The 22,598-nt window shown below is 64.2% G+C and carries 20 protein-coding genes; 7 read left to right on the forward strand and 13 right to left on the reverse strand.

The features are described 5' to 3' along the window. Positions 1 to 28: 28 nt before the first annotated feature. Positions 29 to 973, forward strand: coding sequence for a cation diffusion facilitator family transporter (locus NTCA1_RS09770; protein ID WP_159830289.1), 945 nt, complete (start codon positions 29 to 31; stop codon positions 971 to 973). A gap of 1 nt (position 974) precedes the next feature. Here NTCA1_RS09770 and NTCA1_RS09775 read toward each other — a convergent pair whose 3' ends face one another. The 6 genes from NTCA1_RS09775 to NTCA1_RS09800 all read right to left on the reverse strand — a co-directional run bounded on the left by NTCA1_RS09775 (position 975) and on the right by NTCA1_RS09800 (position 9,946). After that, positions 975 to 1,349, reverse strand: coding sequence for a cytochrome c family protein (locus NTCA1_RS09775; RefSeq protein ID WP_086490670.1), 375 nt, complete (start codon positions 1,347 to 1,349; stop codon positions 975 to 977). Positions 1,350 to 1,592: 243 nt separating this feature from the next. Beyond that, positions 1,593 to 3,854, reverse strand: a complete 2,262-nt coding sequence (gene katG, locus NTCA1_RS09780) for a catalase/peroxidase HPI (protein ID WP_159830291.1) — start codon at positions 3,852 to 3,854, stop codon at positions 1,593 to 1,595. 256 nt (positions 3,855 to 4,110) lie between these two features. Next, on the reverse strand, positions 4,111 to 5,133 hold the full coding sequence (locus NTCA1_RS09785; protein ID WP_159830293.1) for an alpha-ketoacid dehydrogenase subunit beta: 1,023 nt from the start codon (positions 5,131 to 5,133) through the stop codon (positions 4,111 to 4,113). Further along, positions 5,130 to 6,077: a thiamine pyrophosphate-dependent dehydrogenase E1 component subunit alpha gene (locus NTCA1_RS09790; RefSeq protein WP_236549226.1), complete on the reverse strand. Its 948-nt coding sequence runs from the start codon at positions 6,075 to 6,077 to the stop codon at positions 5,130 to 5,132. The genes NTCA1_RS09785 and NTCA1_RS09790 overlap by 4 nt, the downstream gene beginning before the upstream one ends. A 150-nt stretch (positions 6,078 to 6,227) precedes the next feature. Next, the gene (locus NTCA1_RS09795) at positions 6,228 to 7,970 is read right to left on the reverse strand and encodes a class I adenylate-forming enzyme family protein (protein WP_159830295.1); all 1,743 of its coding nucleotides are present in this window, start codon (positions 7,968 to 7,970) and stop codon (positions 6,228 to 6,230) included. Positions 7,971 to 8,254: 284 nt separating this feature from the next. After that, the gene (locus NTCA1_RS09800; protein ID WP_306439282.1) at positions 8,255 to 9,946 is read right to left on the reverse strand and encodes an FAD-binding protein; all 1,692 of its coding nucleotides are present in this window, start codon (positions 9,944 to 9,946) and stop codon (positions 8,255 to 8,257) included. Positions 9,947 to 10,170: 224 nt separating this feature from the next. Between NTCA1_RS09800 and NTCA1_RS09805 the strand changes: the two genes are divergently transcribed. Next, positions 10,171 to 10,974 carry an enoyl-CoA hydratase/isomerase family protein gene (locus NTCA1_RS09805; RefSeq protein ID WP_086490674.1) on the forward strand — a complete coding sequence of 268 codons (804 nt, stop codon included), beginning with the start codon at positions 10,171 to 10,173 and terminating at the stop codon, positions 10,972 to 10,974. 51 nt (positions 10,975 to 11,025) lie between these two features. Here the strand turns inward: NTCA1_RS09805 and NTCA1_RS09810 are convergent, their stop codons facing one another. From NTCA1_RS09810 to NTCA1_RS09820, 3 genes are all read right to left on the reverse strand, one after another. After that, the gene (locus tag NTCA1_RS09810) at positions 11,026 to 11,370 is read right to left on the reverse strand and encodes a hypothetical protein (RefSeq protein ID WP_236549212.1); all 345 of its coding nucleotides are present in this window, start codon (positions 11,368 to 11,370) and stop codon (positions 11,026 to 11,028) included. A 131-nt stretch (positions 11,371 to 11,501) separates the two neighbouring features. After that, the gene (locus NTCA1_RS09815) at positions 11,502 to 12,512 is read right to left on the reverse strand and encodes an AraC family transcriptional regulator (RefSeq protein WP_159830297.1); all 1,011 of its coding nucleotides are present in this window, start codon (positions 12,510 to 12,512) and stop codon (positions 11,502 to 11,504) included. 164 nt (positions 12,513 to 12,676) lie between these two features. Continuing rightward, complete coding sequence (locus NTCA1_RS09820) at positions 12,677 to 13,648, reverse strand: enoyl-CoA hydratase/isomerase family protein (protein WP_086490676.1); 972 nt, start codon at positions 13,646 to 13,648, stop codon at positions 12,677 to 12,679. Positions 13,649 to 13,785: 137 nt separating this feature from the next. Here NTCA1_RS09820 and NTCA1_RS09825 point away from each other — a divergent pair, with 137 nt between their 5' ends. Further along, positions 13,786 to 14,841: an AraC family transcriptional regulator gene (locus tag NTCA1_RS09825; protein WP_086490677.1), complete on the forward strand. Its 1,056-nt coding sequence runs from the start codon at positions 13,786 to 13,788 to the stop codon at positions 14,839 to 14,841. Between the two features lie 36 nt (positions 14,842 to 14,877). On the opposite strand, the gene NTCA1_RS09830 is transcribed toward NTCA1_RS09825, so the two are convergent. Then, positions 14,878 to 16,218, reverse strand: a complete 1,341-nt coding sequence (locus NTCA1_RS09830) for an amidohydrolase family protein (RefSeq protein ID WP_086490678.1) — start codon at positions 16,216 to 16,218, stop codon at positions 14,878 to 14,880. A gap of 226 nt (positions 16,219 to 16,444) precedes the next feature. Here NTCA1_RS09830 and NTCA1_RS09835 point away from each other — a divergent pair, with 226 nt between their 5' ends. Both NTCA1_RS09835 and NTCA1_RS09840 read left to right on the forward strand, forming a co-directional pair. Further along, a complete protein-coding gene (locus NTCA1_RS09835; RefSeq protein WP_159830299.1) occupies positions 16,445 to 18,655 on the forward strand; it encodes an acyl-CoA dehydrogenase family protein in 2,211 nt (736 codons plus the stop codon). A gap of 14 nt (positions 18,656 to 18,669) precedes the next feature. Further along, positions 18,670 to 19,491, forward strand: a complete 822-nt coding sequence (locus NTCA1_RS09840) for an enoyl-CoA hydratase/isomerase family protein (protein WP_159830301.1) — start codon at positions 18,670 to 18,672, stop codon at positions 19,489 to 19,491. Positions 19,492 to 19,537: 46 nt separating this feature from the next. Here the strand turns inward: NTCA1_RS09840 and purQ are convergent, their stop codons facing one another. Next, entirely contained in the window at positions 19,538 to 20,215 is a 678-nt protein-coding gene (purQ, locus tag NTCA1_RS09845) for a phosphoribosylformylglycinamidine synthase subunit PurQ (RefSeq protein WP_086490681.1), read from the reverse strand. Beyond that, positions 20,215 to 20,448: a phosphoribosylformylglycinamidine synthase subunit PurS gene (gene purS, locus NTCA1_RS09850; protein WP_086490682.1), complete on the reverse strand. Its 234-nt coding sequence runs from the start codon at positions 20,446 to 20,448 to the stop codon at positions 20,215 to 20,217. Before purS ends, purQ begins: the two co-directional genes overlap by 1 nt. Before the next feature lie 144 nt (positions 20,449 to 20,592). On the opposite strand from purS, the gene NTCA1_RS09855 reads away from it, so the two are divergent. Both NTCA1_RS09855 and NTCA1_RS09860 read left to right on the forward strand, forming a co-directional pair. Then, positions 20,593 to 21,504, forward strand: coding sequence for an SDR family NAD(P)-dependent oxidoreductase (locus tag NTCA1_RS09855; RefSeq protein ID WP_159830303.1), 912 nt, complete (start codon positions 20,593 to 20,595; stop codon positions 21,502 to 21,504). Between the two features lie 76 nt (positions 21,505 to 21,580). Continuing rightward, entirely contained in the window at positions 21,581 to 22,210 is a 630-nt protein-coding gene (locus NTCA1_RS09860) for a DUF4328 domain-containing protein (protein ID WP_159830305.1), read from the forward strand. 20 nt (positions 22,211 to 22,230) lie between these two features. Here NTCA1_RS09860 and NTCA1_RS09865 read toward each other — a convergent pair whose 3' ends face one another. After that, positions 22,231 to 22,593, reverse strand: a complete 363-nt coding sequence (locus tag NTCA1_RS09865) for a DUF2794 domain-containing protein (protein ID WP_086490685.1) — start codon at positions 22,591 to 22,593, stop codon at positions 22,231 to 22,233. Between the last annotated feature and the right edge of the window lie 5 nt (positions 22,594 to 22,598).

Consider the following 22,598-nt stretch of genomic DNA (forward strand, 5'->3'; position numbering starts at 1 on the left):
ACCGCCTTTGACGAGGAACCGGCCCGCGATGGACCAGCCCGACAGCGTCGCCGCGCACTTCAAGGCCAATATCGTACTTTACGGCGCACTGGCGGCCAACCTTGGCATTGCCATTGCCAAGTTCGTGGCCGCCGCGATCAGCGGCTCCTCCTCGATGCTGACCGAGGGCGTGCACTCGCTGGTGGACAGCGGCAATCAGGTGCTGCTGCTCTACGGCCAGAAACGCGCCAGCCGAAAGCCGGACCCGACGCACCCGTTCGGCTATGGGCGCGAACTCTATTTCTGGGCCTTCGTGGTCGCCATCCTGATCTTCGCGATCGGCGCGGGCGTGTCGATCTACGAAGGCGTGGTCCACATCCAGCAGCCGCACGCGATCGAAGACCCGACGCTAAACTACATCGTGCTGGGCGTGGCCTTCCTGATGGAAGGCGCCTCTTGGGCCCTCGCCGTACGCGAATTCAACCGAGGACGTGGGGATCAGACATGGTGGCAGGCGATCCATCGCAGCAAGGACCCGCCAGGCTTCATCGTGCTATTCGAAGACAGTGCGGCGCTGATCGGCCTCGTCATCGCGGCGGTGGGCGTCTGGGCCTCGATCCACTTCGCCGACCCGCGCATCGACGGCGTCGCATCGGTGCTGATCGGCTGCGTGCTGGCGGGCGTGGCCGTCTTACTCGCCCGCGAATCCAAGGAACTGCTGATCGGCGAAGCGGCCGATCCGGTGCTGATCGCGCAAATCCGCGAGGTGCTGGACGGCCATCCCCGCATCGACGCGGTGAACCACATCCGCACCATCCACACGAGCCCGCAGGCCATCTTCATCGCCATCAGCGCGGACTTCGCGGACGACCTCAGGATGGGCGATGCCGAGACATTGATCGAGGAACTGGAGCGGCGGATGAAGGCCCTCTCCCCATGGATCACCTCGATCTATATCCGTCCGGAAAAGCGGGCCGACGCGATGGTATGGTGAGCTATTTCAGCGTCATCAGGTAATCGATCACCTGCTTGCGCTTGGCGGGATCGGGGATGCCGGCGAAGGGCATCTTCGTGCCCGGCACTTTCTTCTGCGGCGACGTCAGCCAGGCGTCGAGTGTGGGGCGGTCCCAGGTGAGACCGGATGCTTTGAGTGCTGGGCTATAGGCATAGCCGGGCTGGCTCGCCGCCTTGCGACCTGCGACGCCGTGGAGGTTCGGGCCGTAGGAGGTCTTGCCCGCCTCGGTCGCGTGGCAGGCGGCGCAAGTGGCAAACATGGCCGGCCGGGGCGCGGCGTTTTGCGCGGCGCCAGCGGAGGCCAATGCGACGGCCATAACCGCAATAGGAGCCGCGATGAGGAGATAGGTCTTCACAAGAAAACAATCCGATGAATGGAGCTGTTAGGTGGGACTGGTATGTGGGTTGGCGCCTCTAACGCCCGATGCCGATCCAAACCACCCCGTCATCCCCGCGAAGGCGGGGATCCCGCTTTTCTTCGCGACGCTCGAGAAGAAGGAAGCGGGGCCCCCGCCTTCGCGGGGGCGACGGAGAGTATTGGGTGGGGTAGTGGCGGCGCTGGCAATCCAGCGCCGCCGTCCAACATCAGAAACCGGGCATTAGAACCTGTCGAGGTTCATCACTTTGCCCCAGGCCGCCACGAAGTCGGTGACGAACATCTGCTTCGCGTCATCGGAGGCATAGGCTTCCGAAACCGCGCGCAGTTCGGAATTCGATCCGAACACAAGGTCCACCGGGCTCGCCGTCCACTTCAGCTTGCCGCTGGCGCGGTCATAGCCTTCGTAGACGCCGGGGGCCTTGGCCGACTTCTGCCACTTCGTGCCCATGTCGAGCAGGTTGACGAAGAAGTCGTTCGACAGCGTACCCGGCGCGGCCGTGAACACGCCGTTCGCGGAGTGGCCGGTATTGGCATCGAGCGAGCGCATGCCGCCCACCAGCACCGCCATCTGCGGCACCGTCAGTTCCAACTGGTTCGCCTTGTCCACCAGCATCTCCGCCGGCGAGTGATCGCTGTCCGCCCCGTAGTAGTTGCGGAAGCCGTCGGCGCGCGGGCGCAGGTAGTCGTAGGACTTGGGATCGGTCTCCGCCTGCGCGGCATCGACGCGGCCCGGCGTGAACGGCACAGTCACGGTATAGCCCGCCTTCGCCGCCGCCTGCTCCACCGCCGCGTTGCCGCCCAGCACGATCAGGTCCGCCAGCGAGACCTGCTTGCCAGCCGGAGCCGAAGCGTTGAACGCCTTGCGCACGCCCTCCAGCTTGGTCAGCACTTTCGCCAGTTCCGTCGGGTCGTTGACCGCCCAGCCCTTGGCCGGATCGAGCCGCAGCCGCGCGCCGTTGACGCCGCCGCGCATGTCGGTGCCACGGAAGGTGGCCGCAGCCGCCCATGCCGTCTTCACCAGTTCGCGCGGCGCAATGCCGGTGGCGAGGATCTTCGCCTTCAGCGCAGTCGCGTCGGCCTGATCGATCGCGGCGTAAGTGGCCTTGGGCAGCGGGTCCTGCCAGACGAAGCTGACATTCGGCACATCCGCGCCGAGGTAGCGCGCCGAAGGGCCCATGTCGCGGTGGGTCAGCTTGAACCATGCCCGCGCGAACGCCTGACCGAAGAGTTCGGGGTTCTCACGCCACTTCGTGGTGATCGCGCGGAAGCCCGGGTCTTCCTTCAGCGCAATGTCGGTGGTGAACATGATCGGCGCGTGGCGCACGTCGGGCCGGTGCGCGTCGGGCACGAGTTGACCGGCGTTCGGATCGCTGGGGATCCACTGCGTGGCCCCTGCCGGGCTCTTGGTCTTCACCCAGTCGAAACCGTAGAGGTTGTCGAGGTACTGGGTGGTGAACTGCACCGGATCGGCCGACCATGCACCTTCAAGGCCGCTGGTGATCGTGTCCTCCGCATTGCCCTTGCCGCACTTGTTCGCCCAGCCGAGGCCCTGCTGCTCCACCGGCGCGGCGGAGGGATCGCCGCCAAGGCATTCTTCCGGCTTGTGCGCGCCATGCGCCTTGCCGAAGGTGTGGCCGCCCGCGATCAGTGCGGCGGTTTCCTCGTCATCCATGGCCATGCGGCCGAAGGCGAGGCGGATGTCGGCAGCGGCGGCCAGCGGATCGGGATTGCCGTTCGGGCCTTCGGGATTGACGTAGATCAGGCCCATCTGCGTGGCGGCCAGCGGACCTTTCAGCCCGGTCTTGGCATCGCGGCGCTCATCGCCCAGCCACTTCTTTTCGGGGCCCCAGAACACCGTATCCGGCTCCCAGCTATCGGCGCGGCCGCCTGCGAAGCCCAGCGTCTTGAAGCCCATGTCCTCCAGCGCGACGTTGCCCGTCAACACCATCAGATCGCCCCAGGAGATCTTGCGGCCATACTTCTGCTTGATCGGCCAGACGAGCCGGCGCGCCTTGTCCAGGCTGACGTTGTCCGGCCAGGCATTGAGCGGATCGAAGCGCTGCTCACCGCCAGCACCGCCGCCGCGGCCATCGACCACGCGGTAGGTGCCGGCGCTGTGCCAGGCCATGCGGATGAAGAACGGGCCGTAGTGGCCATAGTCCGCCGGCCACCAGGGCTGCGACGTGGTGAGCGTCTTGCGGATATCCGCCTTCACCGCCTCTATATCGAGCGTGGCGAACTCCTTGGCGTAATTGAAACCGGCGCCATAGGGGTTGGATGCGGGATCGTTCTGGCGCAGCGGCGATAGGTCGAGCCGATCCGGCCACCAATCGGCATTGGACATGGGGCGCGGTGTTTCGGTCGTGACGGTGGAAGACGTGGTGGCCGCTTTGGTCTCTTCGGCGGCCTTTGCCGGGCTACCGGCCAGCGGCAGCATGGCGGCCGAAATCAGCGCACAGAGCGCGGTCGATGTTCTGGACATGGGTCCTCCTCCTGTTGGACGAACGCTTGTTGGAGGTCCCGAGTACCGATGGTCGGGTTTTCGAAAAAACTGATCGATTCAATTATTGTGATCGCCAGAAGCGATGAAAAATGCCGTGTTGCGAATGCAAAAAAACTGATCGCCCGGTTTCCGTCATTTGCCTGCCAAAGCAAAGGTTTTCAGGCCGCACCGCAACAAGAAGGGCTCCGGCAGCCTTGCCGAAGCCCTTCCCTTGCAGTCAATTTCCTTTGCCGCTTCAGCCCATGGCGACGAGGCGTTGGGCCTCGGCAATGATCTCCGGTGGCTGCACGAGGAAAGCGTCTTCCAGCTTCTTGGCGAACGGCACCGAGCAATAGGGCGCGCCAAGGCGGCCGACAGGCGCCTTCAGCTTGCCGAACAGCGCTTCCTGCACGGTCGCGGCGATCTCCGCGCCGGGGCCGAAGTTGCGTCCGGCTTCGTGGACCACCAGCAGGCGCCCGGTCTTCTCGGCCGATGCCAGCACGGTTTCCTTGTCCCACGGCGAGATCGTGCGCAAGTCCACCACTTCGACCGAGACGCCCGCCTTGGTCAGTTCCTCATAGGCCTGCATGACGGTGAACATCATCTGGCCGTAGGAAACGATGGTGATATCGCTGCCCGGTGCGACGACATTGGCCTTGCCCAGCGGGATCGGGCCCTGACCCACCGGCACGTCCATCGGCACGAACAGCGTCTTGCCGCTTTCGACGATGATGACCGGATCCGGGTCCTGAATGGCCGAGAGGTAGAGGCCCTTGAAGTCCGCCGGAGTCCAGGGGATCACCACCTTGATGCCGGCGGTGTGGCAGAACCATGCCTCATAGAAGTCGGCGTGCTGACCGGCGGTCTGGTTGCCCGCGCCGGTCAGGGTGCGGATCACCATCGGCACCTGGCTCTGGCCGCCCGACATGAAGCGCAGCTTGGCGGCGTGATTCACGATCATGTCCATGGCGACGGTCGTGAAGTTCATCAGCATGATTTCGGCAACGGGCTTGTAGCCGCCCATGGCCGCGCCGATGGCCGCGCCGATGATCGCCTGTTCCGAGATCGGCGTGGAGCGCACGCGCATCGTGCCGAACTTGGTGGAAAGGCCGCGGGTGACGCCGACGACGCCGCCGCCTTCGTTGTCCGCAATGTCCTCACCCAGCACGAGGACCTTGGGATCGGCCTCCATCGCCTCCATCAGCGCGGCGTTGATCGCCTGAAGGCCGTTCATCTTCACGGTCTCGACGACCGGAGCGTCAAGGGTATCGGTGCTCATGCCATGTACTCCTTGGCCGGAATCTCCTCGGCAAAGACGTCGCGACGCAGTTCGTCGTCGGACGGATATTCGCAGGCCATCGCGAATTCGATGGCATCGTTCACTTCGGCCTCGATCTTCGCGGTCAGCGCGTCGAGTTCCTCGGCCGTCGCCACGCCGTCATCGATCAGCTTCTGGCGGAACTTGGGCAGCGGATCATCCGCCATCGCCGCCGCCTTCTCTTCCTTGGTCATGTAGGCATCGTTGTCACCGAAGACGTGGCCCATGAAGCGGAAGGTCTTGCATTCAAGGAGCGTCGGCCCCTCGCCCGCACGGGCACGCTCGATGGCGGCGTGGGCATGGGCATAGACGTCCAGGGGATCATTGCCGTCCACGGTGTAGCCCGGCATGCCGTAGCCGATCGCGCGCTTGGAGATCTGGTCAACCGCCGTGCCGTTCTCGTAACGGGTATGTTCGGCAAAGCCGTTGTTCTGGCACACGAAGATCACCGGCAGCTTCCATACGGAAGCCAGGTTCAGCGCTTCGTGGAAGGCGCCGATGTTGCTGGCGCCGTCACCGAAATAGGCGACCGTCACCTGCTTGGTGCCGTCCAGCAGCGCCGCCCAGCCGAAGCCGTTGGCGATCGGCATGGACGAACCGACGATGCCCGTCGTCACCATCACGCCGGTTTCCGGGTGGGTGAGGTGCATCGGGCCGCCCTTGCCCTTGCAGGTGCCGTCCACACGGCCGCAGATCTCAGCCCAGAGCGGACGCAGCGGCATATCCTTGGCGACCATGTCGTGGATGCCGCGATAGATCGTGCAGATCTTGTCGTCGTTGTTGAGCAGCACGGAAATGGCGGATGGAATGCATTCCTGTCCGCGCGCCGAGTAATACGGCGCGGTGATGCGGCCGCGACGGATCTGGCTGCGGGTGGCGTCGTCGTTGCGCTCGATCCGAATCATCCGGCGATAGATGTCGAGCTGGGTCTTGGCGTCCGGGACGGCCCGGTTCTCCAGCGCCCGATTCTCCGATGTTTCGCTCATAGGTCCTCTCTCGATCAGCCCGATTGCGCCGGGCTGGCTGAACCCTAGTTCAGTACGCCAAGAGGAACCTCACGCAAGAGTGCGCCGAACCGCCTCGGCGTTATCCGCTTCGATCCGCGCCTGAGCGAGCTTGCGAACTTCGCCGGCCTTCAACTTTTCGCTGCCGGTTACCGCCCCGGCGCCCGCAAAATCCTCGTCTTCGAAGAACAGTATGCGGCGCGGCACCTTGAAGCTGGCGATCTGCTCCTTGCAGGAGGCGATGACCGCCGCCTCGTCCAGCACCGCACCTTCCAGGCGGACGATGCACGAAACCACGATCTCGCCCAGGAGATCGTCCGGCACCCCCACCGTCTGGCTGCGTCTTACTCCTGGAATCCGGGCGATCACCTCGTCGACCTCGACCGGCGCGACGTTTGCGCCTCCGGTCTTGATCATCTCCGTCATGCGCCCCTCCCAGAAGAAGCGGCCCGCTTTGTCCACCCGTCCGGCGTCGCCGGTGCAGAAGAAACCCTCGGCATCGAAACACTCTTCCGGCGTCTTTCCGAGATAGCCGTTCATCAGCGTCGGCCCTTTGATGCACATCTCTCCCACCGACCCCACCGGCATGACATCGCGGGTCACCGGATCGACGATCTTCAGGATGTTGCCTGCCAGCGGCATGCCGAAAGACCCTTCGAACCCGCCATCGGGATCGTCCGCAAGGAACGATGTGCAGATCGTCATTGTCTCGGTGCAGCCGAAGGACATCGGCACTTCCCAATCGGTCTTCACGCTGGGGTGCTGCCAGATCAACGCGCCGCGCGGAACATACTTCACGCTGGACAGGTCGGCCGTGTCCCAGCGCGGCGAAGCCTGGAGCCTTGCCCATTGGTGCGGCCGACCGTTCAGGAACGTCACCCGCTCGCGCTCCGCCAGGTCCAGCGCCCCATCGGCATCGAACAGCCGCTGGAGCACGATCGCGCCGCCGGTCGACAGCGCCGTGCCCACCACCATCGAGACATTGCCCGACCAGAAGAAGCCGTTGCCGGTCCAGCTTCGCACCGGCTCATGCATGGCGAAGAGACGCGGCCACCGCCACCACTGCACGGTGATGGCGCGCTGCGAATGGACGATGCCCTTGGGTCTGCTGGTCGTGCCGGACGAGAAGAATATGCCGCCGATATCGGCCGGATAAACCCCGTCGGCACGTTCCAGAACCAATGCCTCGTCCATCGCGGCACCGTGAGAAAGGAATTCGTCCCAGGTTTCGATCGCTCCCCCCGCTGCAACGGCCAGGGGCTCGCTCCCACCGGGAGCACCGCCTAACGAGACGAGCCTTCGCAGATAGGGAAAATGCGTGGATCCCAGACCGCCGGGAAGCGCGGAGGCGATCGATGGATCCAACCCGTGCAGCATCTCCGCGAAATTCTTGCCGAGAACCTGCTGCTCGAACAGCAGCATCGAAACTTGAGAACTGCGTAGCAGATAGTCGAGTTCCGGTGCGGTCGAAAACGTACTGAGTGCCACCGGAACCGCACCGGCCAGCGCCGTGCCGAAAAGGCTGGAAAGAAACTCCGGCCGATTGGTCATCAATAGGCCGATGCGCTCCCCTTTCGCCGCCCCGCAGGAGACGAGCGCACGCGCCACATCGAGCGAACGGGCCAGCAGTTCGTCGTAGCTCCAGGCCGTGCGATGAGCGTCAGAACGCAGCACCACCGCCTCGCGAGAGCCGTAGCGCGCCGCGACTTCGCGCAAGTAACCGGCGATCGTCTGCGCGCCCTGCCCCGGCTCCTCGGCGAGCGGCGGTCCGGCAACTATCGATGGGCCCATCATGACTGGCTTATCTCCCGGACGGGGATCTCACACCCGCCTCGCTCGCTCGTAGCAGCCTGGTTCCTGCTCCCAAACGCGATGTGAGCGGCCTTGGCACGGCAGTCATGCCCATTCGCCGCTCCAGACAATACCATGCGCCCGCGCAGCTTACCGATCTGTCGACCCTCGAACCCCTATGGCCGCCGGTTCAGACCTGGTTTCCCAGACCGGCCGCATGCCGCGCGGCGATCCAGCCGAAGGTCATCGACCGATCTGTCGACCCTCGAACCCCTATGGCCGCCGGTTCAGACCTGGTTTCCCAGACCGGCCGCATGCCGCGCGGCGATCCAGCCGAAGGTCATCGACGGACCCACGCTCGCGCCCGCGCCGGGATAGACGCGCCCCATCGGCGAGGCCGTGCTCACCCCGCAGGCATAGAGCCCCTCGATCGGAGAACCGTCCGCCTTCAGCACGCGGGATTCGCTGTCGCAGACCACGCCGCCGTACGTTCCGACATCGCCGGGAACCACCGGGATCGCATAGAACGGCCCCTTGTCGATCGTTCCCATGCAGGCATTGGGGCCGTCCTTGTAGAAGGGATCGCCCAGCCAGTTGTCATAGGCACGCTCGCCCCGATGGAAGTCCTCGTCCCGGCCGCCGCGCACGAAGCCGTTCCAGCGTGTGACGGTGGCTGCAAGGGCCGTTTCGGGCACGGATATCTGCCGCGCCAGTTCCTCTACGGTATCCGCCTTGCGCATCCAGCCCGAAGCGAGCCACGCGCCCATGTTCTTTTTCGCCGTGCCTTTGCCCGCGACCGCATATTCGTCCATGTACTGCTGGTCCATGATCGCCCAGCTCGGAATGGCCGGAACCGTGCGATTGCGCTCCAGCATGGCCTCGCAGAACGCCTCGTAGGAACCGCCCTCGTTCATGTAGCGCACGCCGCTCTGGTCGACCTGGATGGCATGCGGTTTTCCGGTCGTGCTCTGGGTGCCCGGCTTGACGTAGTCGGTATCCCAGCCCGGCGCCTCGGACATCTGGAAGCCCACCATCTGGTCCATCTGCGCCAAGACCGCACCATGCCTTTCGAGTTCGACATGCATGTCGCCGGTGTCGCTCTCGATGCCATTGGACCATGCGGCGCGCGTTCCGGGCATGTATCTGTCCCGCATGGCCTGGTTCTGCGAGAAACCGCCCGCGTTCATCAGCACGCCCAGCCGCGCGCCCACGCGCCACGGTTTGCCGTTCCTGACCGTGACGACCCCGAGGGCGCGCCCGTTCTCCACGATCGTCTCGCTTACCGGACTGTCGGTGCGGATCTCCGCCGCATGCCGGTCCAGAACGGCCTTGAGCATGCGGCCCTGGAGAGCTGCACCCGCCGTGACCCAATGCTTGCCGGTGAGCTTGCCCGCCACGATCTTCACCGCCGTCCTGAGCAGGATCTTCTTGATCGCCCAGGAGTGCTTGGCGAAAGGCAGCTTCATCCCATCGTCGAGCCTGATCGGCGCTTCGGCGAAGCCCCGCCGAAGCTTGCCCGCCCAGTCCTTGCCCAGCAGGTTCTTGTCGAAGGGAGCGGCGGTGACGGTGCGGCTGGTCTTCATTCCGCCCGGCAATTCGTCGTAGTAGTCCGGCCAGAACCGCGAGCCCCGCTCCATGTCCACGCCTTGCGAAACGATGAAGTCCAGCATTCTGGGCGCTTCGCGGGCATAGGCGCGGCGGCGTTCCGGGCTGGTTCCGGGACTGTCCTCGCCGTCCGGCACCACGGCATCCAGGTATGTGCAGGCCTGTTCGAAGCTGTCCTCACCGGGATCCATGAAGCGGTTGTTGGGTATCCACATGACCCCGCCCGACTTCGCCGTCGTGCCGCCGATCCAGGGCGATTTCTCCAGGATGAGCACCGACTTCCCCGCCTGCTTCATGAGCAGCGCGGAAGCCATCGAGCCCGCCCCGCTGCCGACGACCACCCAGTCGAAGCTCTCGTCGAACTGCGCCATCATTCGCTTCCTCTCCGTGATCGCGCCTTGTTGTTCACATGTTCAGCCCGCGACCTGCTGCGAGATAGAACGGACTTGTCCCCCCTTGGCAAGGCGCCGCCGCGCGCGCAGCCCGCCAAGCCCGAAGGTTTCGCCCCGGCGAAAGATGATCCCGGCGGCGATTGGCCCCTGCCCTCCCGAACGCCGGCGCACTATGACCGCAGGAAAGACCGGGAGACCTGCCGAACATGAGCGAAACAGCGCCGCCAAACCTGAACACGATCACCCTCTCCCGCGAAGGGCGTCTGCTGCGCATTACGCTGAACCGCCCGGACGCAATGAACGCGATCAATCTCCAGCTTCATGACGATCTGGCCGAAGCCCTGTGGTTCGCCCAGGGCGATCCCGGTTCGGACGTGATCGTCCTCACCGGTGCAGGCCGCGCGTTCTCGGCCGGGGGCGATCTCGACCATATCGAGAGGAACGCCCGCAACCCGCATCTGTTCGATCATGAGGCGCGCGTCGCCAAGCGTATCGTCTCCACCCTGCTCGACATCGACAAGCCGGTCATATGCCGGATGAACGGCCATGCAGTCGGTCTGGGCGCCACCATCGCCCTGCTCTGCGATGTGATCTTCGCGGCGCAAGGGGCGAAGATCGGCGACCCTCATGTCGGCCTGGGCCTAGTCGCGGGGGACGGCGGCGCGGTCATCTGGGCCCAGCGCATCGGTCTGGCGCGGGCCAAGGAATATCTGCTTACCGGCGAACTCCTGACTGCCGACAAGGCCGCCGAGATCGGGCTGGTAAACCACTGCGTCCCGGCCGAGGAACTGGACCAGCGCGTGGACGCATTCTGCGCCGGGCTGCTTGCCGGAGCGACGATCGCGATCCGCGCGACCAAGATCCTGACCAACCTTGAAGTCAAGCGTCTGGCAACCGCGGTAATGGATGCCGGGATCGCCTATGAGAGCCTCTCCGTCCGCAGCGCCGATCACCTCGAAGGCATCGCGGCGCTGAGGGAGAGACGCGCACCCCGGTTTACCGGCCAGTAGACCGGCTCGCCGGGCGCCATGGATCAGACAGTCGGGATCAGACAGTCAGGATCAGTCAGCCGGAACCACCCGTTCGCCGCGTTCGGTGAACAGTGCCGTATAGCAGGTAGCCATGTCCTGGGCATCGCTTGGCGTCAGTTCGCCGGCAGCGGTCGCCTTGCCGATCGCACCGAGCAGGGCCATCGGATCGTCCGTCTCGATATCGTAGATGGCGAGGTAGGGATTGCTGTCGCTGCCGACCAGCCTGGCGACCAGATCGTAGCGCTGCGCGCCGTTCATGCCGAACTTGTTCACCAGTTCGGGCAGGTGATTGTTGTCGTACCAATCGTGATAATCGTCCTCGCGGCCAGGCTGCGGTGTGGTCAGGGCGATCAGCTTGTATCGGGCCATGGTCATTCTCTCCCTTTATCCGGCGCTTGATCCGGTCCGGCCGGAACGGGGGCGAACTTCGGCCATCGGCGCGCCGCCGTGCAAGATCCGAAACCTGCGATGTCCAAACATCGCCCCGGCGCGGGGGCCCGGCCACTCTATTGCAGCAGCGCGCTGCCGCTCGACAGTTCGAGAAAGGCCTCGCTCCCGCACTTTTCGCCGCGAAACTCGCGGGGGTTGGATCCGAACACCCGCTTGAACATGCGGCTGAAATGCGCCGGGCTCTTGAAGCCCACACCATAGGCGATCTCGCTGATCGAGATGCTGCGCGGGTCGGACTTGCCGAGCCATTCCCGAGCTTTCACAAGCCGCTGCTCCCACACAAGCTCCGAAAACGAAGTCTCGCGAAGACGCAGCAGAAAGGAGAGATAGCGCGGCGAAATCCCGCAGCCCCGGGCAACCATCGCCGTCGAGAGCTGCGGATCGGAAAGATGAACCTCGATGAAGCGCAGCACTTCCTCAAGCCTACGCTCGGCAATGGACTGCCGCGAAGGCTGCAAGTCTTCCAGTCCCTGCATCGCATTGACGACAAGGGCTATCGCGGTATCCACCAGCAGCCGCGCGGAAGGCTCTCCCAGGCGGCCATCGTCGGCAAAGACCTCACCCAGCATGCGTTCGGCCATGGCCAGTTCGGGCCGGCCGCCCGCCATGACCAACCCGGCTCCCAGATCCTGCGCGATATGGGACCGCAGCAGATGCGTGGGTACGGTAACGTGTAGCCCCTCATGCATCTGATCGCCGTCGGTCCGGCATTCGATCAGAAACGGTGACATCGAGCGCGTCACCATCACGTCGCCCGGGCGCGCCAGTTTGCTGCCGCACTGGTTTGAAAAGGACAGTGCGCCGCGCCTTACGAACCAGAGAATCGAGATATCCGTCGCATCGTCCCGGATGTGTTGCTGCGAACGGCGAAAGAAGAGATTGCTCGCCGAACGCTGGCGTATGATCGACATCGCGCCAACCGCCTTGCGTTCCGAGCGGACATCCACGTTGGCGCTTTCCTCCACCCAGAAGTCGCCGCTGTAGTATTCCTGATCGCGCTTGCCTCTGAACATGTGCTGGCAATCGCGGAAATTGCGCCTGTCGAGCGTGAACAAGGTTTCTGCCATGACCCTCTCCCTGGGTATGAGCGCCGGTCCATGAACCGAACCGTGAACTGCCGGTTGACCCGGTCTGCGGACACCGAGCGAAAATATCACCGGCCCGCGCATTCACTCTGCAATTCGTGCGAGGCGATCCGCATTCGGCGCAGATATCGCCCGAGCGTGAAATTTCAGCCTTTGCGGCCCTGTTTCGACAGGCGCCACTCGGGCGGATAGTTCAGATCGTGACCTTTCACGACTTTGCCGATCCCCTGCTGGAACGTGCTGCCCTTGCCGAGATTGACGTCGTTGCTGCCATCGTCCTTCATCAGCGGCAGCATGCCCTCCAGCCAGCCGGTCAGCAGGCTGCCCATATATTCGCCGCGATATTGCTTGTAGGCTTCGATGAAGGTCTTCTGCGCGACGACCACGTCGGTCGGCCGGGTGATCGAGCAGGCATGGGCATATTTGGCGGTTTCCGCCTCCAGATTGCCGCGGGGCACCACCGAATTCACGAAATTGCAGTGATACATCTCGTCCGCAGTGAAAGGGCGGCCGGTGAAGAGCATTTCCGAGAAACGGCGCAGGCCGACCATCTCCAGCCATTGCCACATGCGCGGCCCCCACCCCGCGTACCGGAAGGAGGGATGCCCGAACAGCGCATCGTCGCTGGAGACGACGATGTCGGCATCGGCGCACTGGTAGAAGTGCCAGCCATAGCAATAGCCCTTGGCCTCGATGATCGAGATCTTCTTGAATTCCTGCAGCGGCCGGTTCCCCGAGCGGGCCTTGGCATAGTAGTCCGTCAGCCCGTGAAGGTAGCGGAACGAGCCCGGCGGCGGGTATCTCACGTCGGGGTCCTCGATCTCCATATCCACCAGGAAGCCGTCACCCGGCTTCGGGTTGAGATAGAGATCGCCATGTTCGTCCAGGTCGCCGCCGCTGCCCAGGTTGTCACCCTCGCCCCGGATCACCAGAACTTTCACGTCATCGTCTATGTTTGCGCGGAATACGAGTTCGCCGAAACGGGCACGCATGCCGATGGTGGCCGTGTTGTGCTTGTCCAGCCGATTGAAAGTGATCGTGGCGATCCTGGTCGCCTTGTCCTTTTCGTAGAGGACGTGTTCTTCCGCGGCCTTCTTGTGATCGGCTATCGTTTTCATCGGTCTCTCCCGCCGCTTTCCCGCGCCGTACTGCGATCCGCGGCTTGCCCGTTTGCTGCCACAGGCAAGCGGGAGGGTATTGGCAATAGGCGCGGCGTTCTCGATATTGGATGCCGTTACCGAAAGGGGCCGGGACGATGGAACCAGACCGCAACAGCTTCTTCAGCCTCGACGGCCCGCTCGACGTCGCACCGGCCGGGGGACAAGTCCGGGCCGCGAACTTCTCGGGGCTCGCCGGGCTGGCTCGCCGTCATGGCCGGGACGCGCGCGGCATCGTGGAACGCCACGGCATGGAGGCACGGGTCCTGGTTGACCCCGAAAGCCTGATCGCGCCCCAGCAGGTAGCGGATACTTTCGAGTATTGCAGTGCGATCTTCGACGATCCCCTGTTCGGCCTCCACTTCGGCTCCCTGCAGGACCCCGAAGTGTTCGGCTGCGTCACAGCCTTGTGCCGCGCGGCGCCCACCGTCCGGGCCGGGATCCGCTGCCTCATCGACTTCCTTCCCGCTGTCCATGCGCCCGACTGCGAGGTCGTGCTGATCGAAGGCCGGGAAACGGCCGAACTGACCTGGCTGGTAAATGCCGACATCGGCGTGAACGACCAGGCCAACTACCAGGCGGCGATGCTCAATCTCAAGTTGCTCCAGGCCATCGGAGGGCCCTCGTTCAAGCCGAGTTGGGTCAGTCTGTCCGCCGATCCCCGCCAGAGCGACTTGCCCGAGATCGAGAAACTGCTGGGGTGCAAGGTCGTGAGACAGGCAAGCCGCAACTCGGTGGCCTTTCCGGTTCGCGCCTTGGAACAGCCGGTGCCTAGCGCCAACCGCCTGCTGTACAAGCTGCTCGGCTCCTACCTGCAACGTGTGAAATCCGCGCACAGCCCTTCGATCGTCGAAAGGGTCGAAAGCTACGTTCGCGGCTCGCTTGCCTCCGGGACGTGCTCGATCGAACGCTGCGCCGAGAAGACCGGCATTTCGGTGCGCACCCTGCAATCGCGCCTCGCGGCCGAAGGCGTGCGGTTTTCCGAACTGGTCGAGAAACAGCGCGAAGGCCTTGCCCGCCTGCACCTTGCCGACCGTCGTCTCTCGCTCGACGAGATCGCGGATCGCCTGGGCTATGGCGAACAGACCAGCTTCGGCCGCGCTTTCAAGCGCTGGACCGGCATGACCCCGCAGCAATTCCGCGCGCGGTCCTGAGCGGAAACGAACTTCTCCGCTCAGGACCTTTAAAACTCAGGCTTCCTGCTTCTTCATCCGCGCCGTGCGATCGGTATCTTCGTGGCGCATGAACATCTTCATGATGTCTCCCGAAGTGACGGGGCGCGTTTCGTGCTGTTCCACCGGACGTTCGCCGGCAGAGGACTTGGGGCTGGTATCCACACCTTCCGCCTTCGCCCGCTCCCGCAGCGCGCCAACGGTCAGCTGCTCGCGCGTGTAGTGCTGGAACGGATCGAAGCGGAACCAACGCATCGCATTCCGGTGCGTGATCTTGTCGATCTGCTCTTCGGTCAGGTGATTGATCGAGGGCCATAGATTTTCAGGCACTTCCGGCCAGAGCGTGTCGGAATGCGGATAGTCGCATTCATAGGCGATGTTGTCCTCGCCGATGAACTGGATGTTCTGAAGGCCGAAGGCATCGTCGATGAAACAGTTGAGGAAGTGCCGCCTGAACATCTCGCTGGGCTTCATCTTCTGGAAGCGCGAGTTGGTCCAGGCCTTGTGCCGCCAGTTCGAGAAGTCCGCCCGCTCCGTGAAGTAGGGCACCCAACCGATCGAGCCCTCCGAAAGCGCAATGCGCATGTCCGGGTACTGGTGCAGCGCCTCAAGCTGGAGCCAGTCCGACGCGGCATAGGCGATCGACATCGGCATCGTCGAAATCCATGCCTCGATCGGCGTTTCCATCGATGCATGGGGCGCCGGATTGCCCCCACCGATGTGGATGCAGATCGTCATGTCGAGATCGTTGATCGCCTTGTAGAACGGATCCCAATAGGCGTTGTGGATGCTCGGCAGGCCCTGGCAGGTAGGGTTCTCGCTGATCGAGACGGTGTGGCAACCCTTGGCAGAGACGCGCTTCAGCTCGGCAATCGTCGCGTCCATGTCCCAGGTCGGCAGGATCGCACAGGGGATGAAACGGCCCGGATAGGCGCCGCACCACTCATCGATATGCCAATCGTTATAGGCGCTTACGTGCACTTTCGCGAGTTCGCGATCGGGCACGCGGTGAAGGCGGCCACCGGCGAAATCGAACACCGAACCGAAGTTCAGCGAGGCTGCGATGCCGTTGACGTCCATGTCCTTGATACGCTCATGCACGTCATAGCAACCGGCGCGCAGCTGATCGAGCGATGTCGGCTCCATGCCGTATTCCTCGAAAGGCCGGCCGACCACGGCGTTGAGCCCCACCGAGGGGAACTTCTGCCCCTGGTAGACCCATAGATCCTTGCCGTTCTCATCCTGAATCAGCTTCGGCGCGGATTCCAGAGCGGCGCCGGAGAGGTGTTTGTTGAACAGGTCGGGCGGCTCGCTGATGTGATCGTCCACGCTGATCAGCACCATGTCGTTCATTTGCATAACGGCACTCCCAAAGTTGCCGGGCCGGATCGGTCCCCGGCGGGCGCATCTTTCCGGCGCCTTCGGAGTGGAGGCTACGCCCACCCTCCGCCACCGGCCAGCGCGATCGATCCGGGCATGGAGCTATCGCGCCCGCGATTGCGTGCCGGGGGCGATTGTGCAGGGCGGCGAGGTATGATGTTGACGAGGAAACGTCACAAGAAAAAGCCCCGGGAAAGCCTGAAACATGAACTTCGACCTCACCGACGAACAGTCCATGATGCGCGACACTTTCGCGCGCTTCCTCGATGAACATTCGAGCATGGCCCGCGTACGCAAGGCACAGGAAACCGGCGGTTTCGATCTCGCGCTGTGGAGCGGCCTTGCCGAACTCGGCGCCTTTGCCATGCGCGTGCCAGAGGACGCGGACGGCATGGGCCTTGGCCTGTTCGATGCGGGCGTGCTGATGGAAGAAGCGGGGCGCACGCTGGTCTCCGGCCCGCTGGCGGAAGCGCTGGTGGCAACGCGCCTGCTTGGCCTGCTGGGCGGTCAGGATGAACTGCTGGCGAGTGCCGTCGGCGGCGAGGCGGTCGTTACGATCGCCATGCAGGACATTGCCGAATTCCCCCGGCAGTGGGTCGCTGGCGGACTGGTTGCCGAGGCCGTAGTCGCACGCAAGGGCCATCATGTCGTGCTCATCTCCATTCCCGCCGAAGCACGGATCGCGGAACCTACCCTTGCCACCACGGCAATCGCGGAACTCGATCTCGCCGCCCTGCCGACGACGGTGCTGGGCAGCGGCGAAGAGGCGCTTGCGGCTTTCGCTGCGGGTCTTGAGGAATGGAAGATCCTGATGGCGCTGGCGCTGTCCGGCCTCAGCCGTGCGGCGCTGACGATGGCGGCTGAATATGCGGGAGAGCGCAAGGCGTTCGGCGTGTTCATCGGCACGTTCCAGGCGCTGTCGCACCCCATGGCGGACCTGATCTGCGAGATCGATTCCGCCAAGTTCCTGGCGTGGCAGGCCATGCGCTCGATCGCCGATGGCGACGCGGCGGCGGGCGCCCAGGTTTCGCTTTCGGCATGGTACGCTGCCGGTGCCGCGGGCCGCACCGTGCGCCACGCCGTGCAGACTTTCGGCGGTATCGGCCTCACCACCGAGCATGACGTTCACCTCTACAACTTGCGCGCCAAGGCCTGGCCGCTGGTGGCGGGCGATCCCGAGGACTGGCTGGCAGAAGCGGGCCGCCGCCTCTACGCGGGCGAGAAGGCCAGCCTTCCTGACGTGGGCGAAGTGCCGGTCGAGTTCGATCTGGGCGAGGATGCCCGCGCGATCCAGCAGGAAATCCGCGAATTCTTCGCCAGGAACGTCACCGACGAGCAGCGCGAGAAGTTCCACTTCTCGTGGGAAGGCCACAATCCGGTCATCCACAAGCAGCTGGTCGAGGCGAACCTCGCCTACCTCCAGCTGCCCAAGGATGTCGGCGGGCGCGGCCTCAGCCCCTACGCCGTCACCGGCGCACGCTATGCCTTCGAGGAAGAAGGCTGGAGCAACCCGGTCGCCAATGTCGCGCAGATGGTGGCGCTGATCATGTACCGCTTCGGCACCGAGGAACTGAAGCGCGACGTGCTCTCCAAGGTCATGGCGGGCGAGGCGATCTGCTCGCTCGGCTATTCGGAGCCGGGCTGCGGATCGGACGTCTTCGCCGCGCAGTGCAAGGCGACCCAGCTTGAGGACGGCTCCTGGCGGATCGACGGCACCAAGATGTGGACCAGCGGCGCCAACCTTACCGACTATGTGCTGATGCTCTGCCGCACCGATCCCGATGCGCCCAAGCACAAGGGGCTGACGATGTTCATCGTGCCGCTGAAGGCAGAAGGCGTCACCGTGCAGGGCGTCCACACGTTCATGGACGAGCGCACCAACATCACCTTCTACGACAACGTGCGCATCCCCGACACCTGGCGTCTGGGTGAAATCAACGCGGGCGGCCGCACCATGGCGGCCAGCCTCGAACTGGAACACGGCGGCGGCTTTGCGAAAGTGCAGCGCGCGATGCTGGAGAACGCGGTCGAACTCTGCGAGGAAATCCCCGTGGCGGGCGGCGGCAAGCTGATTGAAACGCCCAAGGCGCAGGCGCGGCTGGCGCGTACTTACGCCAATGTGCTCGCCTCCGAACTGATCGCCTATCGTGCCAACTGGACGCAAGTCCACGGCAAGGGCAACGGCGCTTACGGCCCGATGGCGAAGATGTTCTCGTCCGAACTGTTCATCACCGATTCCCGCGATCTGCTCGACCTGACAGCGCCTTACTCGCTGGCCAAGCGCAAAGGGGCCGCCGATGCGATCAACCTCGCCTATCGCCATGCGCATGGGACGACCATTTACGGCGGCACCAGCCAGGTGCACCGTTCGATGATCGCCGAAAAGGGCCTCGGCCTGCCGCGTTCACGCAATTGATTCTGGGGGATACAATGACCGAAGAAGCACCCCACCTGCTCACCAAAGACGTGGACGGCATCCTGATCGCCACGCTCAACCGGCCCGACAAGCTCAACGCGATCAGCCGGCAGATGATGGACCTGCTGACGCAGGCCGTGCTCCGCTTTCGCGAGACGCCCGAACTCAAGGTCATGCTGATCCGATCCGCCGGGCGTTACTTCAGTTCCGGCGCGGACCTGCGCGGCGGGAACCAGAACATCATCTCACCCACCGCCACCAGCGGCAGCGCGCGCGGCATTCGCGAGAACCACCGCCTCAATCTCAACAACATGCAGCAGCTGTGGGACGAGATCGAGCATATCGAGAAGCCCTTCGTCGTCGCCCACCATGCCATGTGCGTGGGCGGCGGGCTGGAAATGAGCCTCTCGTGCGATTTTCGCCTTGCCGCCAGGAGCGCGTCCTACGCCTTCCCCGAAGGTCTGTTCGGCGTGCTGCCCGCATCGGGCGGCGTCTCGCGCCTCACGCGCATCTGCGGGCCGCACTGGGCGCGCTGGCTGATCATAGCGAACAAGCCCGCCCCGGCCGACATGGCACTCACCATGGGGCTGGTCCATCAGGTCTATGAGGATGAGACGTTCGAGGCGGAGGTCATGGAGTTCTGCCGTCACCTGACCAAGCAGAATCCCGAACAGATGGGCGCGGCGAAGGTCGCCATCGAACTCAGCGCCGAAGTGGGCCGTGACAGCGCCCGCCACATCGAACGCATGGCCAACAGCGCGCTGATGCTCAACCCGGACTATATCCGGGGCATGGAGGAGTATCTGAAAGGCGTCGGCGGCAAGGGCAAAGGCTGACGCCGGAAGGCGGCGGAGCCACGGCCCCGCCGTCCCATGCCGGGTTTCAGGCCCCGACGAGGCCGCGAATGGCGCTTTCGAACAGCGCCCGGCCGTCGGTGCCGCCGTGAGTGCTTTCGATCGCACGCTCAGGGTGCGGCATCATGCCCAGCACGTTGCCGGCCGCGTTCAGCACGCCCGCAATCTGGCGAGCCGAACCGTTAACGTCCTCGGCATAGCGGAAAGCCACGCGGCCTTCGCCTTCCAGACGGTCCAGCGTTTCTTCGTCGGCATGGTAGTTGCCGTCATGGTGCGCCACGGGGATGCGGATGTGCTGGCCACTCTCATAGCCCGAGGTGAACAGCGACTGCGCGTTCTCCACCTTCAGCGAAACCTCGCGGCAGACGAAGCGGATGCCGGAATTGCGCAGCAAGGCGCCGGGAAGCAGGCCGCTTTCGGTGAGCACCTGGAAACCGTTGCAGACACCGAACACCGGCACGCCGCGGTTCGCTGCCTCGATCACCGCCTGCATGACCGGCGAGCGCGAGGCGATCGCGCCGCAGCGCAAGTAGTCTCCGTAAGAGAAGCCACCGGGCAGGCCGATGAAATCGAGGTTGTCCGGCAGCTCGGCATCGCCGTGCCAGACGCGGATGCACTCGGTGCCCGAGATCTTCTCCAGCGCCACCGCCAGGTCGCGGTCGCAGTTGGAGCCCGGGAACGTGACGACAGCGGAGCGGAAAGCCATCAGGCGACCTTCTCGATGCGGTAGTTCTCGATCACCATGTTGGCGAGCAGCTTGCGGCACATGTCGTCGAGCGCTTCGTCGCTCACCGATTCCTCGACATCCAGTTCGAAGAGACGACCGGCGCGCACGTCGTTGACGCCCGAGAAGCCCAGACCTTCGAGCGAGTGATGGATCGCCCGGCCCTGCGGGTCGAGGACACCAGGCTTGAGGCTGACGTGGACGCGGACTTTCATCACAGGGCCTTTCGGTAAGGGCGCAGATTCGTTTCAGCGCCTATGGCCCCGGACAGGCGCGGGGGCAAGGTTTGTGATCGCATTAAGAGGGTGGGATTCGAACCGACATTGAAGCCTTCGGCACAACCTGCCATTTCCTAGGCCATGCAGGACAAGATCTCGTTCGCCGGACAAGTCGCCGTGGTAACCGGCGCCGGACAGGGCCTCGGCCGCGCCTATGCGCTGGAACTGGCGCGGCGCGGCGCGAAAGTGGTCGTCAACGATATCGGGGCCGCGCGCGACGGCAGCGGGCACTCCGATGCGGCCCTCGCCGTCGTCGAGGAAATCCGGGAGGGCGGCGGCGAAGCCATGGCGGATGGCGGCGACGTTTCCGACTTCGCGCAGATGGAAGAGATGGCCGCCCGCGCCCGCGCGGCCTGGGGCGGCATCCATGTCCTCATCAACAACGCCGGTATCCTGCGCGACCGTACGTTCGCGAAGATGGACATGGCCGATTTCGAACGCGTGGTGCGGGTCAACCTGCTCGGCAGCGCCTATGCGACCAAGGCCGTGTGGGAAACCATGCGCGAGCAGAACTATGGCCGCGTGCTGATGACCACGAGTTCGAGCGGCCTTGGCGGCAATTTCGGGCAGGCCAACTACGGCGCCGCGAAGCTGGGCGTGCTCGGCCTCGCACGCACCTTGCGCATGGAAGGCGCCAAATACGACATCCGCGTCAACTCGCTCGCGCCCACGGCGGGCACACGGATGACGGCGGACATCTTCCCGGACGAGGCCTACAACGCCTTCCGCCCCGAAGCCGTCGTTCCGGCGGCGCTGTTCCTGGTGTCGCGGAATGCCCCCAACGACGCCGTGGTCGGCGCGGGAGGCGGCGTCTGCCAGAGCGCCTTCATCACCATGAACGAAGGCGTGTTGCTGGACGGGGGTGAATTGACCGTCGAAGGCGTCGCCGAAGCATGGCCCCGCATTGCCGACCGCCGAGGCGACCAAGTGCTGGCAACGGGCATGGACCAAGCACATCATGCCTTGTCGATGCTTTTGAAATCGCGTGGTTAAAGTCCAGAAATCCCGTTGACGCCTAAAAGTCAGAAGATACAGCGTCGATCCTGTAAAGGAACCAGGGGACGACACCGTGAACGAAGCCGAGCTTGAGCAGGGATTGATCTCGCTGCGCAAAAGGGAAACCGCCCTCCGTGTCGTGATCGGACTTTACCTCGTCTGTACGACGGTAGCGCTTTCTCTGTGGGGAGCGGTTATCGGCCGCGGTATCGACCAGGAAGGGGACGATCCGTTGTTACTGGCAGCCGGATTATCCGGCGGCTTCTATGCCGTTCTCTTCATAGCCAGCATAGTTGCCGTCTGTTTCTGGCTTCATCGCGCCCATGCCAACCTTTTTGTCGCAGGCATTCAGGATCTGAAATACAAGCCAAATTGGGCCGTGGGCTGGTATTTCGTGCCCTTTGCCTTCTGGTTCAAACCGTTTCAAGCGATGCAGGAACTCTGGCAGTCCAGCCATCTCGCCGACGAACGCCTGCCTGAGCGAACGGACGGCAAGCTGATCGTTTGGTGGGCCTGCTGGATACTCGGCAACATGATCGCAAACCTGAGTCTGAAAAGCAGTGGATTCGCCAGCGCGATCAACCTCCTGGACCTCGCAGGCTACGCTTTTCACATCGTTGCAGCAGCGGTCCTGCTGATGATTGTAAATGCCGTCACGAAAGCACAGTCATCTGAAATGAGCGTGCGCCACGCTTTCGCCTGACTCGGGCTGACTTGGAAGCGTCAGTCCTCGACGATTTTCAGCAGCTTGCGCTCCAGCGGGCTCAGCACACCGGCGAGTTCGTGGCCGCGCTTGAGCACTTGCCCCGCTTCTCCGAACAGGGTCCACATGCCCTGCTTTCCGCGCAGCGCCGGCCGTTTCTCGACACGCGCCTGCGGCCGTTCCGCCGCGCGGCGGAAGGCGGAGAAGTTGGCCGCTTCCTTGCCGAAATCCATCGCATAGTCGCGCCAGAAACCGGCTGCCACCATGCGGCCGTAGAGATCGAGAATGCGCTGGAGTTCGAGGCGGTCGAAACCGACCTGAAGCGGCCCGCGCCCCGGGAAGGCGACGACGGTTCCGGCCAGAGGATTCGAACCCGCCGACATTCGCC

Source organism: Novosphingobium sp. TCA1 (assembly GCF_009811895.1).
In the GTDB taxonomy this organism is placed as follows: Bacteria; Pseudomonadota; Alphaproteobacteria; order Sphingomonadales; family Sphingomonadaceae; genus Novosphingobium; species Novosphingobium panipatense_A.

Coding starts and splice junctions, on each gene's coding strand:
- NTCA1_RS09790 (WP_236549226.1), bottom strand. CDS start 6,077: ATGATTCGGATCGAGCGCAACGACGACGCCACCCGCAGCCAGATCCGT.
- NTCA1_RS09855 (WP_159830303.1), top strand. CDS start 20,593: ATGCAGGACAAGATCTCGTTCGCCGGACAAGTCGCCGTGGTAACCGGC.
- NTCA1_RS09770 (WP_159830289.1), top strand. CDS start 29: ATGGACCAGCCCGACAGCGTCGCCGCGCACTTCAAGGCCAATATCGTA.
- NTCA1_RS09805 (WP_086490674.1), top strand. CDS start 10,171: ATGAGCGAAACAGCGCCGCCAAACCTGAACACGATCACCCTCTCCCGC.
- katG (WP_159830291.1), bottom strand. CDS start 3,854: ATGTCCAGAACATCGACCGCGCTCTGTGCGCTGATTTCGGCCGCCATG.
- purS (WP_086490682.1), bottom strand. CDS start 20,448: ATGAAAGTCCGCGTCCACGTCAGCCTCAAGCCTGGTGTCCTCGACCCG.
- NTCA1_RS09810 (WP_236549212.1), bottom strand. CDS start 11,370: ATGACCATGGCCCGATACAAGCTGATCGCCCTGACCACACCGCAGCCT.
- purQ (WP_086490681.1), bottom strand. CDS start 20,215: ATGGCTTTCCGCTCCGCTGTCGTCACGTTCCCGGGCTCCAACTGCGAC.
- NTCA1_RS09800 (WP_306439282.1), bottom strand. CDS start 9,946: ATGATGGCGCAGTTCGACGAGAGCTTCGACTGGGTGGTCGTCGGCAGC.
- NTCA1_RS09785 (WP_159830293.1), bottom strand. CDS start 5,133: ATGAGCACCGATACCCTTGACGCTCCGGTCGTCGAGACCGTGAAGATG.
- NTCA1_RS09820 (WP_086490676.1), bottom strand. CDS start 13,648: ATGAAAACGATAGCCGATCACAAGAAGGCCGCGGAAGAACACGTCCTC.
- NTCA1_RS09830 (WP_086490678.1), bottom strand. CDS start 16,218: ATGCAAATGAACGACATGGTGCTGATCAGCGTGGACGATCACATCAGC.
- NTCA1_RS09815 (WP_159830297.1), bottom strand. CDS start 12,512: ATGGCAGAAACCTTGTTCACGCTCGACAGGCGCAATTTCCGCGATTGC.
- NTCA1_RS09795 (WP_159830295.1), bottom strand. CDS start 7,970: ATGATGGGCCCATCGATAGTTGCCGGACCGCCGCTCGCCGAGGAGCCG.
- NTCA1_RS09825 (WP_086490677.1), top strand. CDS start 13,786: ATGGAACCAGACCGCAACAGCTTCTTCAGCCTCGACGGCCCGCTCGAC.
- NTCA1_RS09865 (WP_086490685.1), bottom strand. CDS start 22,593: ATGTCGGCGGGTTCGAATCCTCTGGCCGGAACCGTCGTCGCCTTCCCG.
- NTCA1_RS09835 (WP_159830299.1), top strand. CDS start 16,445: ATGAACTTCGACCTCACCGACGAACAGTCCATGATGCGCGACACTTTC.
- NTCA1_RS09840 (WP_159830301.1), top strand. CDS start 18,670: ATGACCGAAGAAGCACCCCACCTGCTCACCAAAGACGTGGACGGCATC.